Origin of the sequence: Corynebacterium pacaense (genome assembly GCF_900169525.1) — a bacterium.
In the GTDB taxonomy this organism is placed as follows: domain Bacteria; phylum Actinomycetota; class Actinomycetes; order Mycobacteriales; family Mycobacteriaceae; genus Corynebacterium; species Corynebacterium pacaense.
Window position 1 is genome coordinate 931,661 of the sequence record NZ_LT821240.1, and the last position, 15,775, is coordinate 947,435.

Annotated in this window: 9 protein-coding genes and 1 pseudogene; 6 read left to right on the forward strand and 4 right to left on the reverse strand. The window is 62.7% G+C overall.

Translation table 11 applies throughout. The annotated features are described in order from the left end of the window. Positions 1–63: 63 nt before the first annotated feature. Entirely contained in the window at positions 64–3,465 is a 3,402-nt protein-coding gene (locus B7E02_RS11400; RefSeq protein ID WP_179129717.1) for an exonuclease domain-containing protein, read from the reverse strand. Positions 3,466–3,728: 263 nt separating this feature from the next. Between B7E02_RS11400 and B7E02_RS11405 the strand changes: the two genes are divergently transcribed. Beyond that, positions 3,729–4,415 carry a DUF6308 family protein gene (locus B7E02_RS11405; protein WP_080796168.1) on the forward strand — a complete coding sequence of 229 codons (687 nt, stop codon included), beginning with the start codon at positions 3,729–3,731 and terminating at the stop codon, positions 4,413–4,415. Positions 4,416–4,473: 58 nt separating this feature from the next. Here B7E02_RS11405 and B7E02_RS11410 read toward each other — a convergent pair whose 3' ends face one another. Further along, on the reverse strand, positions 4,474–6,027 hold the full coding sequence (locus tag B7E02_RS11410) for a hypothetical protein (protein WP_080796170.1): 1,554 nt from the start codon (positions 6,025–6,027) through the stop codon (positions 4,474–4,476). 821 nt (positions 6,028–6,848) lie between these two features. Here B7E02_RS11410 and B7E02_RS11415 point away from each other — a divergent pair. Then, positions 6,849–8,915, forward strand: coding sequence for a GmrSD restriction endonuclease domain-containing protein (locus tag B7E02_RS11415; protein ID WP_080796172.1), 2,067 nt, complete (start codon positions 6,849–6,851; stop codon positions 8,913–8,915). 18 nt (positions 8,916–8,933) lie between these two features. Here B7E02_RS11415 and B7E02_RS14810 read toward each other — a convergent pair whose 3' ends face one another. After that, positions 8,934–9,062 (reverse strand): hypothetical protein, encoded by a 129-nt coding sequence (locus B7E02_RS14810; protein ID WP_281248241.1) that lies wholly within the window; start codon positions 9,060–9,062, stop codon positions 8,934–8,936. Positions 9,063–9,078: 16 nt separating this feature from the next. On the opposite strand from B7E02_RS14810, the gene B7E02_RS11420 reads away from it, so the two are divergent. After that, complete coding sequence (locus B7E02_RS11420; protein ID WP_080796173.1) at positions 9,079–9,729, forward strand: NAD(P)-dependent oxidoreductase; 651 nt, start codon at positions 9,079–9,081, stop codon at positions 9,727–9,729. Here the strand turns inward: B7E02_RS11420 and B7E02_RS11425 are convergent. Then, positions 9,726–11,141 carry a M20/M25/M40 family metallo-hydrolase gene (locus tag B7E02_RS11425; RefSeq protein ID WP_080796175.1) on the reverse strand — a complete coding sequence of 472 codons (1,416 nt, stop codon included), beginning with the start codon at positions 11,139–11,141 and terminating at the stop codon, positions 9,726–9,728. The genes B7E02_RS11420 and B7E02_RS11425 overlap by 4 nt on opposite strands. Before the next feature lie 289 nt (positions 11,142–11,430). On the opposite strand from B7E02_RS11425, the pseudogene B7E02_RS11430 reads away from it, so the two are divergent. The 3 genes and pseudogenes from B7E02_RS11430 (at position 11,431) to B7E02_RS11440 (ending at position 15,770) form a co-directional block, all read left to right on the forward strand. Further along, positions 11,431–12,805: pseudogene (locus B7E02_RS11430) on the forward strand (NtaA/DmoA family FMN-dependent monooxygenase). Beyond that, on the forward strand, positions 12,802–13,794 hold the full coding sequence (locus B7E02_RS11435) for an LLM class flavin-dependent oxidoreductase (protein WP_080796176.1): 993 nt from the start codon (positions 12,802–12,804) through the stop codon (positions 13,792–13,794). Before B7E02_RS11430 ends, B7E02_RS11435 begins: the two are co-directional and overlap by 4 nt. 65 nt (positions 13,795–13,859) lie before the next feature. Then, positions 13,860–15,770 carry an FAD/NAD(P)-binding protein gene (locus B7E02_RS11440; RefSeq protein WP_080796178.1) on the forward strand — a complete coding sequence of 637 codons (1,911 nt, stop codon included), beginning with the start codon at positions 13,860–13,862 and terminating at the stop codon, positions 15,768–15,770. The last annotated feature ends 5 nt before the right edge of the window (positions 15,771–15,775 follow it).

Sequence of the window (15,775 nt, forward strand, 5' to 3'; positions counted from 1 at the left end):
CTATGCGGTCAGGTTAATTGATTCCAGCACAGGTGCGGTCCCGATGGCAATGAATGTGGCCACTCAGAGGCCACCGTCACCATGGTGGAGGACAATGGCGGCGCTGCGTCCGTGGCGCTCGGAGATGATGTCGTTGAGGTTCCAGGGATGGGGATCAGGTTCGGTGACTGCCCGGGCGGCGGTTCCTGCCATCGGTGAATCCGATCTGCCCGGCACCCACGCCTGACTGATCGAGTGGACGAGATCGATGAGCTCATCCTCGCCGCGGTGGCGCAGACGCGACATCGTCCGGCGCATCGGTGCGTCCGGGCTCAGGCCGAGAGCCGAGTTGAGCACGGCGAGAACGTCGCCGGCGGGTTCGCAGCGGTCGTCGAAGGCGATGGTGTTCAGGAGCACCTCGGCCGGGCCGGCGGAGTCGGTGACTCCGTAGGGATGTGCCGGTGTCACTTCGAATCCGGAGGTGTCGAAGCGCAGCCAGATGCGGTCGCCCTCCCGGGCGTCGAGGAGCTGCAGGAAACGCCGGATGGCGGAACATGTCGCGTTGGTGCGCCCCAGACCGATGGTCTGCTCGCCGAGAGCACTCGGCAGGTGCACCTTACCCAGGAACGGCACCTCCAACAGGGCAGCGACGCCACGGGGGATGGCGAGTCCGGAGCCGCGCAGGTGATCCCTGTTCACAGTGACCAGCAACTGCCATGCGCCGTCACGCCAGTACAGTGCCCGGGTTTCCTCGGCGGTGGCATTGTTGACCGCGGGTTCCTCCGCCCAGGTGACCAGACCGTCGGTGACCGTGAACTCCGGGGATGCGACAAATGTCCGGATGGAACTCTCGGACACCTTCAGGGCCTCCGATTCCCGGAGGAGTTCCTGCAGCGGATAGGCGCCGCCGTTGGCGTCGATCCGCCTGGCGATGTGCTCGGGAATGGTGGTGAACTCCTCCAACCCCCATTCCGCCAGCGACCATGTGTTCAGCGCATTGCGAGTGAATCGCCCGTCGGTGGACAGGGCATTGGACATGGATCGGGGATTTCCTCCCTGCATGTGGCGTAGCAGTTCATCGGAATCCATCGGTTCGCCCTCAAGATACATGATCGCCGCGGCTCGGTCACCGTAGCTGCCGGTGGCCGTGAGCAGCCTGCCTCGGTGGAGGATGGTCCCGCGGGTAACCGGGGACTCCAGGCGATCAAGGAGGAGATCCTCATCCACGCCCAGGGCCCGGGCAACCCCGGCCGGATCAACGATCCCGTGGACGTCCGCGGCCTCTGCCAGCAGGGCATCGATCGTGGTGTCGAGGTCGCGCCGCTGCCACCAGGGCCCGTCGATCTCATACCCACCGCTCAGCCGGGTCAACGCGGTGAGAACCGTATGACCCGCAAAGGGCGCGGCAAGGCCGAGCTCGGGAAGCTCTGCAAGGATGCGCTCGGTGCGCGCACACGGGGAGTACCGGCGGTGCAGGACAGCCAGCAGCATCGCGCAGGCCGGGCCCGGGTCCGCGGCCCGCGCACGGACGGGCTTTTCCAATTGGCGTATGCGTTCCCTGGTCACCCCCGCAAGTTCCCCGAGCTGTTCCAGGGTGGCGTCACCGAGCAGGCGTTTCTCCACGATCAGCGCATGGCGTTGATCACCGGAGCCCAGAGCGATAATCTCAGCGGTCGCCTGATCCACCAGGTCGTGCAGCGGACGGGTGAGCTCCGGCAGCGCACGGGCCCGCTCCCAGGCGGTGTGCACGGATTCCGGGGCACCGTCGAAGTCGGGTTCCGTACCGTTAAGTGCCATCCACCGCCACAGGGTGAGCAGATCCTCCGGGATCCGATCCACGTCGGTTTCGGGCACGTCATAGTCGATGAGCTCGACGAACATCTCGGCTCCATCCTCCGCGGAGGTGGTGGCCTCCACCGCGTCGAGGGCGGCGAGCGCAACCTGCTGGACGATCTCGGCGAGGCGACGTTTTCCCACCCCGCGAATGTCACTGAGTGCCTGCACCGAGGCGGTCAACGGCTGGGGATGCAACTCGATCCAGAGTCGGATGGGAGCCCGGCGGGTATCCAGGTTCTCAGGCACGAACTCCTCGGTCAGGCGGGGCGAAATGGTATGCAGCGGTACCTCGGAATAGTTCTCGATCCATTCCCGTGCGATGGACTGCGGGCCCGTCGCCTCCTCGCTGAGTTCGGCCAGCCAGGGGAAGACCTCAAGGAGTTCGGTCTCCACCGCGGCCGGGATGACCTCCGATGCGGTGCCGGCGTCACCGGTGTTCTCCGTGGGATTCACCGCGCCCTCAAGCTCCCGGATCATCCGGGCAAACTCCAGTTCGGAGATCACCGGGACCCCGAGTTCCATGGCGCGCCTCGCCTTTCCGCTGCGGGAATCCGGATCCGCGGCGACCAGCAGTACCGATGCCCGAATCACACCACCAACGTCCAGGCCCGCCTGCCGTGCCCGCTTCTCCCACACCTCCCTGGGCAGCTCGGTGGCGCCGGTGAAGGTGACACGGTTCCCGGGCCGCAGCACGATGCGGGTGAGCCCGCGTCCGTCGACGGGTTCACTGAGCAGCGCGTCAATGGCTCCCCCGGGCACACCGAGCGCCCGGGCCACCTCATTGATCAGGCTCCGCTCCGCATCGGTGACGATGCCGTCGGCCCAGGCCTCCACCGCCATCTGGCGCAAATAGGATTCATGCTCCTCAGCCACGTCATCCCGGTTCATGCCCAGCTCATCGGCACAGGCGACCAGGTAGTCCACCTCCGTGGCACTCAGTGAATTGTCTGTCAGCGCCGTGGACAACAGGGACCGGTAGGCATCACGGTCCGCGTCACCGGTACCGGGCAGATTGGCGCTGATCCTGCCCAGCCACTCCCCCGGCTCCTCCCGGCCGGCACCCCGAGGCACCGGAGGGTGCCGCCTTTCGACGCCCACCGCCGCCAACTCCCCAGCACCGGGCAGCGGATCCGGGATCCGGTAATCACCCGGCAGGGCGAGCAGATACCGGAAGAGGCGCGCGGTGGCCTCCGCATCCGCCAGTGCGGTGTGCGGTGCCTCATTGTCATCGGCGATCACCTCAAGACACTCCGACAGCTTCCGGGGAGATCCGGGAAGCAGCGCCGAGGACAGGCGCATCGTGCACACATGATGCGAACTGAAATCAACGGTGACACCGAGCCTGGAGAACTCGCGGGCGAGAAAGCCCATGTCAAACGAAGCGTTGTGGGCGATGAGCACCCTGCCCTCGAGGAGCCCGGCAAGTTCCGCGGCAATCTGGCCGAACAGTGGCGCCCGCACCACATCACCCGCACTGATCCCGTGGATGCGGGCGTTGGGGATATCCCGCTGGGGCTGCACGAGCGTTTCCCACCGCCCTTCAACCCTCGCCTGAGCATCGAGTTGGACAACCCCGATCTCCACCACCCGGTCACTGGGACGGAAGCCCGTGGTCTCAAGATCGATGACCGCAAAGGAAGGTGATGGCACGGCGGGTGCTCCTGTCATTCAAGGAAAGAGTTATCTGAATTGCTGCCTGAAGGCTGACGGTTCTGAGCATAAACCCAGGGGTGGACACGGGGGTGTGCAGCACGTGCGAAACCAATGGTGTCGGGCATTTTCCGCACCCGCCACCGCCTCGGAGTCCGCCCCGGAATCCACGGCACCATGCTCACCCGAAAGCCGGCCCCGCAGTCGACGCCGGTGTTACTGTTTTCATCAGTCCATCCGCTGTCAGACGAAAGAGGACCACAATGTCCGGCCATACGCTACCCCAGGCTCTCAGCACCGATGATGTGGATACGGCAGCCAGCTACCTGCGGGAGTACTACGGCGAGCGATTCCGTCTCCCCGATGCGGTTCCCCCACGCTACTCGGGCGCATACTTCGATGGCTTTGATCCATCGGGCCAGCTTTCAAGCTCGCCGAATATCATCACAGCGGATGACCTGTTGTCGCTGAGTCTGCTTTCCACTCCCATCAACGGCAGTTCGGCGGTACAACTCCTGTTTGATCACCGCTCGACCATCCAGAACTATCTGGAAACCATTCCCACCGACCGCACACTCGCGGACTATTCGGAGCCTCTCAGCAGTGAGAACTTTGCGGCATGGAGGCTGGAGAACTTCCTCACCTCGACGATTCCCGGCGTGGGCTGGACCCGGGCATCGAAGCTCATCGCCCGGAAGAGGCCCCTGCTCTACCCGATCTACGACAGCGTGGTGTCCCAGGTACTCGGAACAGTAAAGGGTGGCCACCTCAATTTCATCCGTGAGTCCATGAATCGACCCGAAATCTCCAACCGGATCGACGTACTCCGGCAGGAGACACAGCTCTCGGATATCGTCCCTGACCTGCGAATCTTTGATGTGGTGGCATGGATGGAGGGCAGGGCCAGGAAGCTCCCCTCCGAGAACCTGGAAGCCGTGTCCGATGAATAGATGATTCACGGCGGCGCGACCCCGAGGGGCTGAATCCATAGGTCTGCGGCAGGGATTCCTAGCGGAACTCTCGATCCACAGCTAGCGCTAATAGCTTGAGGATGCTCTTGCTGACAGCAGAAGCCGCGGTGTTGATGAATATCTCATCATCAAAGTCCTTGAGCAGTGCACGGATCAATTTGCTCAGCGGAAAGATGAGTAAACCCTTTGCCCCCATCTTCTTTTTGGCAACCACCGTGACAACCCATTGCACCACGATGGACTGGACCTGAACCAGCGCTTTCTGCATTAACGGGTTGTCTTTGAACTCATTGATTAGGACGACGCCCTTCACCTCATTGGCAAGCCTGCGAGCCTGGCCTTTCCGCTTATCTGGGTCGCCCACCGGCACGTCACGAACGATAGCGAGAGCCATCGCATACTCCGCAACAGCATTAATGAGATCACCTTCAAATCCACTACTACCCTCTCCATTCACGTTTGCGGAATCCACAAAATGGCGAAATAGACGCACAGCCAAGCTCTCAGCGTTGTCACGAGGATACGTGCTCCTCAGTTCATCAACACGCCTTTTAGCTTCTGGCAGTGCGCGTGTAAATCCATCGCCCAGTGCACTGGCAAGGGCGTCAACATCAATTGTCTCGGCCTCACGGTCGGCGCTAAAACCCGCTCCTGCAGAGACCATGTATTCGCTGGGCGACAATAGATCAGGACTGAACCTGACGATAAATGGCACGGCGGCTCGGCGTATGGCCTCGATTTTCTTCGAGAGGGAACGCGCATTGAGTTTTTCCGCAATTCCGTCCGGCCGCCAGTTTTCTAAGGCATCCATCGCCTCACGGAGAGTCGCCGCCAACAACACATTCTCTCGACGCTGATCCATCATCATGGCCGAATAGTCCATGGCACGACGAACGTCGATACTCTCCGATTCCGCCATTCCAATTGCCTCCGCAAGCACATCGGTCGAGAGACACTCTTGAGCGGCCACGAGCAATGTGAGGTTCGTCGCCCACCCACCGACGTCGGTGGCTTCATTGACTTTCCCCGAAAGATCCTGAGGCACGTCTTCAATGAATCCGGCAACCCCAAACTCGACCTGCTTTCGAAGAGATTCAGTGACCTCTTCGACCTTCCTGAGCTCTTCAATATCCGCGTCAGTTGCTCGACGTCGTCTGGCGACTAATTCATTGAGGAATGGTCGCCCCACGATATCGAGCCTCCCGAGATCCTTCACTGAATCTTGGGGAAGGTCGCCGAGTTGCTCAGATATGTCCTGCATTGCTGATCTCCAGGACTCCGCGAGTGCTTGAGCCACAAGGAGTGCTTGCGCCCGCGACGCTTCAGTTTCGCCAGCCGAACCATCGAAAGCTTGGGCCTTAGACGGCGAAGTGCTCGGTTCGATGTAGAGAGAAACTGCGTCATCACTGGGAATCTGGACAACGCGCGCAAGCCTGGAAAGGCCTGTTCCAATCGCCTGGCGCGAAAGCTGCTCGGTGTCGGAATGGGAGGTAATCGCCCACATAGAAACGCCAGTGGATGTACCGATAGCTAAAGTAACGGGGCCGGTGGTGAAGAGCTTGAACTCTTCTCGTGAGATCTCAGTCGTCATAAGACATGAATACCACCGAATAAAGACATCCACCTTTCACCTTCGAACAGATGTTTAAGCAATCTCGCAGAACGAAATCGCCTGCATGACTCCGCACTTCCCGGCCTCCCCCTTTTTAGGAACGAAGATAACGCCGAAAGCAGCAATCCTCAGTAACATGTGTTGGGGACGCGTAGTTTGAAGCGGCGTGGTGATCATCGTGAAGCACGATGGTGAGCTTCGTGAAGCGCTCAACGCCGCCAAACCCCATGCTTTCAGGTACCGCACGACAACTCGGTCGTGTGGGAACCTGAAAGGACCTCAACCGTGACCAACTACCGGTTGATCATGCACCTGCTCCTGTCATTCAAGGAAGAATTTATCTGAATCGCTGCCCGAAGGCTGACGGATCTGAGCATAAACCCGGGGGTGGACACGGGGGTGTGCAGGATGCCAAAGATACCCAGTCCTCGCCATTTTAGGACGGGGCTCAGATTCAATGCTCTTTCAACCCCCACAAGCGGGCGGTTGGAAAACGGCTCGCTTGTGATCAGACTGTCAATCTATTCCCAGCAGTCTCCCCACTTCCGAGCCACGCGTCAAATGAGTTCAGTTGGTGTTGATTGCATCCGGCTACAAGCAGTCAGAATTAGTTTGGGATTGACGTCAGTGTCTCTGCGCCTATGAGCCAAGAAGTAGACCTTCATCCCGATTTGCTGCCAAGCTACTCCAGTCAGGCAGCCCCTCTGTTGGTTTTTGGTTCTATTATCGAGTAGTTCCCACTTGAGCTTGGGAAGTCAGCACGATGCCACCACATTCTGTACAAAGGGAGCTTTTTAGTCATGGTCGCCGCACAGGAGACAACGCTTCGAGATCTACTTGCTGGAGCAATCCAGTTTGTGGTCCCTCTTTACCAAAGGCCCTACCAGTGGGGAACCAGCCAACTCAAAGCGCTGTGGGATGACATCACCGAGTTAGCTGAGTCGCGCCTAGAAGACCCCCAAGCAAGTCACTTCATTGGATCTCTCGTTTTGGCTCCCACCCCTGCTGCTATCGCCGGCAGTGTTACCTCACATCTCGTAGTGGACGGACAGCAACGACTGACCACGTTGACAATCCTTCTCGCAGCGATACGGGATTATCTGCATCGAACCGAGCCCGACGGGTTCGGCGATGAAGAGATCCAAGAGAGCTACCTGGTTAATAAGTTCAAGAAGGGCTCCGCCTATTTAAAGTTGGTTCCAACCCAACAAGATAGAGAATCGTACAGTGCGATTATCTCCGGAAACAATGACCAGGCAGGCGAGGACGCTATAGGTACCGCCTATCGATTCTTCAGCTCACAATTGGAGTCGCTTGACGACCCTGATAGTCGTCACGATGTGGAGGCACTTCAGGAAGCAGTGGTTTCAGGATTAGCTCTTGTTTCCATCAGCACGCACAGAGATGACAATGTGCACCGGATTTTTCAGTCTTTGAACAACACGGGACTCAAGCTCACGCAAGGTGATCTCTTGAGGAACTACATCTTCATGCGCCTGCCGCAACGAGGCGACGATGTATATCGCCGCTACTGGAAACCCCTACAGAATTTGCTCACCAATGATGAACTGGAGAATCTCTTTTGGATCGACCTAGCCGCCTATCATCCCACTGCGAAAATCGGTGACACTTTTTTATATCAGCAGCGGCGGTTGGAGTCTTTGACTTCCGAAAAAGATGTCGAAGAAGAGGTTGGCCGCTTCTTTCGCCTCGCAAAGCTCTACAACCTGGTTTTACACCCAGAGGAGGAGGAGGATCCGAGAGTCCGATTCAGACTCAACAGACTAAAGCAATGGGGAATGCAGGTAACCCAACCAGCTGTTCTTGGTGTCCTAAGCCGCCGTGCCTCGGACACTGCGGGCCAAGAGTCCACAGCAAGGGCACTCCACGTGATCGAATCCTACGTGGTTCGTCGCTTTCTCGCGGGCCGCGCAAGCCAGGGCCTCAACCGGCTGTTCAGAGAAGCGGCGACCAGCGTTTCACAGCAGAGCGATTCGCGAGACCTTGATCTTTTCCTATCCGAGTGGCTTTCTACCGGACGCAGGCACTTCTACAGCGACGAAAAGGTGGTGGAATCCGTTCTTTACGCTCCGTACTTTCTGCAGGGCAGACGAAATCACCGAAAAATCTTCCTCGAATGGTTGGAGGAAGAGTTTGGGTCACTTGAACCGATTGATACCAGCTCACTCTCAATAGAGCATGTCATGCCCCAGACGCTCAACACCGACTGGCGGAGACAGCTCGACACCTTGTATCCGAATGATGACATCGATGAGCTACAAGAGTCACTCGTTCACACCCTGGGAAACCTAACTCTCACTGGTTACAACTCCACATTGTCCAATAAGAGCTTCGATTGGAAGGCTTCCGAATTGAAGTCCTCGGGCTTACGGTTGAGCCGGTCTATTTCAGACCAGGATGTATGGGGACCGGAACAAATCAAAGCTCGAGGTCAGATGCTCGCAGCTCTAATCATCGAGCGCTGGCCGGGACCCAACAGCACCACCCCTGTGCCTGCGGACGACAATCCGCTCTGGAACAAGCTACGACAGGTTCTCTCCGCACTTCCAACGGGGCGATGGACCAGTTACGGCGACCTTGCTTCTGTGATCGGAACAGCTGCCCAGCCGGTGGGAAACTACATTGCAAACACAACTGCCCAGAATGCATACCGGGTACTACGACGAGATGGTAAGACGTCCGACGGATTCCGGTGGTTGAGTCAGGAGTATCGCGACTTGACCCAGCAGCAGGTTCTGGAGTCGGAAGGAGTGATCTTCGATGATCTCGGTCGAGCCTCGCAGTCGCAGCGCTTAGATGTCGATGATCTGATGGAACTCGCGGGCTGGACTCAGCCTCAAGATTAGCTACCGCTTAAAGCAGCACTACAAACCCAGCATCATTCCGACCGCCTCCGCGGTGCGGGCGTCGACAAGCAGGTCCTTCCACCGTGAATGCAATGCGTATCCCCGCCTCCTGGCCGAGACTACAGTTGCGGTGCAGACAAGGAACATTTACAAGGAGTTGAGCATGTCCACCATCACCATCATCGGCGGCACCGGCTACGCAGGGTCGCACCTGCTAAAAGAAGCCCACGACCGCGGCCACACCGTCATCTCGATCAGCAGGACGCTTCCCGGGGAGCAGATTGACGGCGTCACCTACCGCAGCGCCGACGTCCGCGATGACCAGACGCTTATCGACGCCACCCGCGGCACCGACGTGGTGATCTCCGCGCTCTCACCGCGCGGAGCGCTTGAGGGTCCCGGTCGGCTGCGCGGCATCATCGATGCGCTGGCCACCCATGCCGTGGAAAACTCGGTGCGTCTCGGCGTCATCGGGGGAGCCGGTTCGCTCCGCGTCAGTGAGGACGGCCCGCTTCTCATCGATTCCGAGGGTTTCCCCGATGCGGCCAAACCCGAGGCGGGGGAGCTTGCCGGCGTTCTTGAACTGCTGAAGGAAACGGATCCGCGGCTGGACTGGTTCTTCGTCAGCCCGGCGGAATCCTTCGGATCATTCAACCCCGGTGAGCACACCGGAATCTACCGCATCGGAGGTGACGTGGTGCTGCGCGACGCCGCGGGGGTTTCCGCCCTGTCCGGCGCGGATCTCGCGGATGCGGTGATCACCGAGGCGGACGTGCCCACCCACCACCGCCGGCGTTTCACCGTGGCGTACTAGAAGCCGCGTCGGGTCCGCCCACTCAGCAGCACCCGCTCGGTGAGTCGGAGGTAGGCGGCGACGGTCAGTTCGAGATCCTCGAGATGGAGATGCTCATCGTGGCCGTGGCCACGCAGGCTCTCATGCGCGAAGGTGCGGTCACGGTGATTGAGCGCGAATCCGTAGCCAACCCCGCCGAGCCTGCGAGCGAAACGCAGATCCGTGCCGCCGCCGGAGATGATGGGCAGTACGGTCGACTCGGGGAAGAACTCCGCGATTGTCTCCGTGATCGCCTCGAACACCGGTGTGCCGGTCGGGCTGAGGGAAGCGGGTTCGGAGATCAGTCTTTCAATGCGCACCTCCTCCGCGATGTCGCCGAGAACTCCGCGAAGGTAGGCATCGACGTCATCGTCGGTCTGTCCCGGCAGGGTGCGGATGTCCAGATCCAGATGGGCGCTGCTCGGGAATACATTGATGGCCTCTCCCGCCCTGACCACCGTCGGTGACACGGTCAGGTGGGAAATGGCGTAGGCATAGCCGGCGAGGTCACCGAAAGCCTCATAGGCGTTCGGGCTGCCCTCCGCCAGCGCCGCAAGGGTGGCCCCATCGAAGTCGAACACCCTGACAAAATTCTCCCAGACACCGTCCTGAGAGACCGGCGGGGTGGCGTCGCTGATGCGCTGCGCCACCACTCCGATCCTCCGGATGGAGCTGGTGACCCCGTAGGGCTGGGATCCGTGGCCGGCATCGCCCGTCACATGCAGGCGACGCTGCGCGGCCCCCTTCTCCCCGATGGTGACGGTGACATGGTCCGTCCCGTCCGCGGGACGGATATGGGCACCGCCGCGCTCACCGACGGCGTTGCGCCAGCTGAACTCTCCGGGATGCTCCTCTGACAGCCACTTCGCCCCCAGTCCGCCTCGCGCCTCCTCATCAGCGACCCCCACGAAGGTCAGGGTCCCCTTCGGCCGCCGCGGGCTCTCCGCGATCCGCCGGGTGACCACCGCCATCGAGGCGGTGATTCCCAGCATGTCCTGTGTTCCCCGGCCGTAGATCTTTCCATCGATCACCTCCGCGCCGAAGGGTTCCGTGGTCCACCTGGGCTCATCGACGGGAACCACGTCGGTGTGGCCGAGGAAGGTGAGGGGCTCGGCCTCCGGATCCTCACCCTCGACGGTGACGATGATCGACGTGCGCCCCGGTCGCGGCTCCAGCCTCCTGATGCTCACCGGGGCCCCCGCGAAGTACTCCTCCAGGGTGTCTGCGTTTCTCTCCTCCTGCCCCGAATCCGGGGTGAGGTCATTGACGCAGGCGTTGCGGACCAGCTTCCTGAGCAGCTCCAGGGCCTCATCGCGCAGGGCTCTGCGCTCTGTGGCGTCGAGAGGGTGGTCGGGATGGTCGTCGATGTGCGCGGAGGCTGCGGAGGAGGTCATGGGATACGTTTCCTTCTGTTGATCGGCACGGGCCGTGGTCCACAACGGCGCTCGGCACGAACGGTGACGGGGATACCGGGCCAATGTACAAGGGGGAGCCACTGGCGGAAAAGGTGATGCGGGCCCGTTTCACCCGGATCAAGGCCGCACGCACTGGTCAGGGATTATTGCCTCACGGGAAGGAACCATCACCGGGGGAACCCTTAGATTCACCCACGATGGAACGCTATCTGCGCACCCTCCGGGGTTCCTAGACTCTCCGGGTACGACTCGAGAAAGGGATTCCACCATGAGCACACCACCACGCGAGGTCCACCTGGCCGCGCACTTCCCCGGAGTCAACAACACCACGGTGTGGTCGGACCCGGACTCCGGGAGCCACATCGATTTCTCCTCCTTCGAACACCTCGCACGCACGGCGGAGCGTGGTCTGTTCGATTTCTTCTTCCTCGCCGAGGGGCTACGTCTGCGCGAGCACCGCGGCGAGATTCTGGACCTCGATGTCGTCGGACGGCCGAACACGCTGACGGTACTCGCCGCCCTCGCCGGGGTCACCGAAGACATCGGACTGGCCGGAACCCTGAGCTCCACCTTCAACGAACCCTATGAGCTGGCCAAGCAGCTGACCACGGTGGATGCGGTATCCGGGGGCAGGGCCGCGTGGAACGTGGTCACCTCGCACACCTTCGCCGGGGCGAACTTCCGCCGTGGCACCTACCTGGAGTACCCGCAACGCTATGCCCGCGCGGAGGAGTTCATCGACCTGGCACGGCAGCTGTGGGAGGCCGGCACCGATGAGACGATCCGCTATGATTCGGAGTTCTTCGATGTGGAGGCCACCTTCTCGGTGCCCCGCGGCCCCCAGGGTCATCCCGTGATTATCCAGGCCGGCGATTCCCCCTCCGGCCGGGACTTCGCCGCGGGTTCCGCCGATGTGATCTTCAGCAGACACGGCACGCTTGATGAGGGCAGGAGGTTCTACACCGACGTCAAACGCCGTCTCCCCGCCTACGGCCGCACCGAGGGCAATCTCAGGATCCTCCCCGCGGTGACGGTCACCCTCGCGGACTCCGAGGCCGAGGCGCGGGAGAAGGATGCATTCGTTCGTCGCCAGCAGGTCAGCGGCACCGGGGGCCATCTCCTTCATTGAGCAGTTCTGGGGAACGGACCTGTCCTCCTACGATCCCGACGGACCGCTGCCCGACATCGAGCCCGTGGTGGACAGCGTGGCACCGACCCGCGGTGTCGCACGTCGGCAGCAGGATCCCCACGAGATAGTAGCCGGGCTGCGCGAGCAGGCGACGGCCAATTCCTGGTCCATCCATGACCTGGTGATCAACCAGACGGGGCACGGTGGTTTCGTCGGTACTGCCTCGCGGATCGCCGATGAGATCACCAGCTTCGTCCAGGAGCGCGCCGCGGACGGATTCATCCTCGTCTCCCCGATCACCCCCGGCGGTCTGGATGAGTTCGTCGATCTGGTGGTGCCGAAGCTGCAGGACCGCGGGGTCTACCGCGACACCTACCCCGGCTCCACACTGCGGGAGAACCTCGGTCTCCCCGATCACCGTCCGGCCCGGAGCTGGAGCGAGCACCGCGCAGCGGCGCGGGCCGACGGGCAGTCGACCGGAAACTCCAGCGTGAAGGTGGGGGCCAACGCATGAGCACCTTCCTGATCGGTGTCAGCCTCGACCCCACCCCGGGGATCGCCGCCTCCGACATCATCCCGGCCCAGCTCAGCGCGGCCCAGAAGCTCGATGCCTCGGGCATCGATTCTCTCACCTTCTCCGACAGCCTGGGAAACGCGGCGGGACGCACGGAGTTCGACGCCCTGACCACGGCCGCCTTCATCAGCACCCAGACCAGGCAGATCGGGCTCGTTCCCACTGTGACCACGACGCCCACCGAACCCTTTCACATTGCCACGGCCACCGCGACCCTCGACTACACGGGCCGTGGCCGGGCGGCGTGGGCGCCGGTGCCCTCCCTGACGGAGGTGGAGGCGCGCACCATCGGGCGTCGACACGCGGCGGCACCCGATGCGGCCTGGGCCGAGACCGCCCGGGTCATCGAGGTTGTCCGTGCGCTGTGGGATTCCTGGGATCAGGATGCGGAGATCCGCGACCCGCGCACCTCCCGTTTCCTGGACCGAGACAGGGTCCATGTCATCGATGCACGGATCACCGACAGCGTCGGACGGGAGTACTCGGTTAAGGGGCCGTCAATCGTGCCCCGGCCTCCGCAGGGCAATCCGCCGGTGTTCATCACCGCGACGGACCCGGAGGCGGTGCGCGCGGCGGCACGACTGGCCGATGTGATCATCGTGCCCGTCGAACCCGGCGGGGATGTGGACGGGACGCTCGCCCCGGTGCACGAAGCCGTCGATGCCACGGGGCGGCGGGTCCCGGTCCTGCCCGGTCTCAGCATTCCGGAGACAGCTGATCATGACTGGTTCACCACCGAGGTCGGCGGGCTGTTCCGCACAGGTTCGCCGGGAGTCCACCTCCGCCCGACCGCGCTCGGCAAAAACACCGACTCTCTGATCGCCGAGATCGTCGACAGCGCCGGCGCCTATGGAAGCCATGCAGCGGGGATCACCTTCCGGGACCGACTGGGACTGCGGCCCGTCGCGGCCAACCAGTTCGCCGGATAACTCGAGATCTCCGGAGACAGTTACCGGAACAGTGATCGGGACAGCGACAGAAAGGGGAATCCGCAATGAGGAATGAGGAGGGCGGTCGTGACATCGCCTTCGTCGGCGGCGGGCCACGCACCACGGGGATCCTGCTGCGTCTCGCGGCCCGTGGTGGAGAGTTCCCGGGCGCGCTGAACACCATCCACGTGGTCGACCCGCATCCCGCCGGAGGTGGCCGGATCTGGCGCCGCGAGCAGTCCGGACTGCTGTGGATGAACTCCCGTGCTGAGGATGTGACCATCTTCGCCGACGACTCCGTGGACATGGACGGCCCCGTCTCCCCCGGTCCGCGGGTGGATCAGTGGGTCCATGGAGCCGGACGCGCCGCCATCCGGGAGGCGGGGCTGGACCCTGAGGCGGAGGGGTTCACCGGCCGCACCTTCCCCTCGCGAAGGATGCAGTCGCTGTACCTGAGGTGGGCCTTCGAGGAGGCCGTCCGCCAGCTCGCGGACCTGCCGGAACCGGTGACGGTCATCGAGCACCGCGCAACGGCCACCGGGGTCAGCGACGCCGGAGACCACCAGCTGGTCCGGCTGGACAACGGCACGGTGCTCAGTGCATCGACGGCCATCCTCTCACAGGGGCACCTCGATGTCGCCGACGCCGGTGACCGGGCTCCCCTGCGCGCCGCCGCTGAAAATTCGGGCCTGATCTACGTGCCGCCCGGTTTTACCGCCGACCTTGATCTTTCCGTCGTACCCGCGGGAAAACCCGCCATCGTCCGCGGCCTCGGACTCGCGTTCATCGATGCCATGGTCCTGCTGTTCGAGGGTCGTGGCGGGCGCTACGTCCGGGATTCAGCAGGGCTGCTGTCCTATGTTCCAGGTGGCCGGGAACCGATCCTCTGGGCCGGATCCCGGCGCGGTGTTCCCTACCAGCCGAAACTCGGTTACGAGGTGGAGGTGCACGCGGGTCCGCCCCGGTACCTCGACGATCAGTCGCTGGATCGCTTCGGCCCCGGTCCCCTCGACTACGATTCCCGCATTCTGCCCATCGTGGACTGGAACCTCCGGACGTCGCACTACCGGCAGCTGTGGGTCGCCCATCCCGAGCGCACCCGCGCGGACTGGGCCGAGGTTGAGAGGACACTCGCGCAGCTTCTGCCACCGGAGCTCGGCGGTCGGGGTCCCGCCGCGGATGCCGACGTCCGGGATGCGATCTCGGTCGCCGTCCCCGACGTGGGCGACCACTTTGACCTCGCAGGGCTCGACCGTCCCTTCGCCACGGTGACGGCCGCGGACCATTCCGAGACCGAATCCCTGATCGACGCCTATATCTCCACCCGGCTCGAGCGCAGCCGCGATCCCGGGCAGTCCCCGGATCTCGCGCTCCGACAGACCCTCATGCCCATGTTCCTCCGGCTCAGCTCCCTGTACGCCGCGGGCAGGGTGGTCTCGCGGGTGCGCGGTGAACGCCTGGATCGGCGCCTCCACGGGCTGTTTTCCTATAACGCCAGCGGCCCGCCCCCGCTGAGGGTCGAACAGCTGCAGGCACTGCGGCGCGCAGGTCTCCTCCGCTTCCTCGGACCGGGTGTGGGCGTCACCGCCGACGGCGAGGGCTTTCACGCCACATCAACGGCGACGGGGGCGCGGCGCATCGTATCCACGACAACGCTTATCGACGCCCACCTCGCCCCCGGCTACGCCGCCAACGTGACAGACGGGCTGCTGCGGAGGCTGGTCGCCTCCGGCGACATCTCGATCGAGGACGGCGACGGTCCCGCCCGTTTCCGCTCCGATGCCAGCGGGCACGCCATCCGCGGCGACGGTTCCGTCAACCACCGTCTGTTCATCTTCGGTCCGCTGGTCGCGGGCGGTGGGCCGGATGCCCCCTTCTCCCGTCCGGGGACCGGTGCCCGTGGTTTCCAGCGCGCCGATGCCGTGGCAGGCGACCTGCTCGAATCCGCATCCTTCGAGCTGCTGCCACGGGGCTGACCACC

Coding starts and splice junctions, on each gene's coding strand:
- B7E02_RS11405 (WP_080796168.1), top strand. CDS start 3,729: ATGTCCGGCCATACGCTACCCCAGGCTCTCAGCACCGATGATGTGGAT.
- B7E02_RS11435 (WP_080796176.1), top strand. CDS start 12,802: ATGAGCACCTTCCTGATCGGTGTCAGCCTCGACCCCACCCCGGGGATC.
- B7E02_RS14810 (WP_281248241.1), bottom strand. CDS start 9,062: ATGTTCCTTGTCTGCACCGCAACTGTAGTCTCGGCCAGGAGGCGGGGA.
- B7E02_RS11440 (WP_080796178.1), top strand. CDS start 13,860: ATGAGGAATGAGGAGGGCGGTCGTGACATCGCCTTCGTCGGCGGCGGG.
- B7E02_RS11410 (WP_080796170.1), bottom strand. CDS start 6,027: ATGACGACTGAGATCTCACGAGAAGAGTTCAAGCTCTTCACCACCGGC.
- B7E02_RS11425 (WP_080796175.1), bottom strand. CDS start 11,141: ATGACCTCCTCCGCAGCCTCCGCGCACATCGACGACCATCCCGACCAC.
- B7E02_RS11420 (WP_080796173.1), top strand. CDS start 9,079: ATGTCCACCATCACCATCATCGGCGGCACCGGCTACGCAGGGTCGCAC.
- B7E02_RS11415 (WP_080796172.1), top strand. CDS start 6,849: ATGGTCGCCGCACAGGAGACAACGCTTCGAGATCTACTTGCTGGAGCA.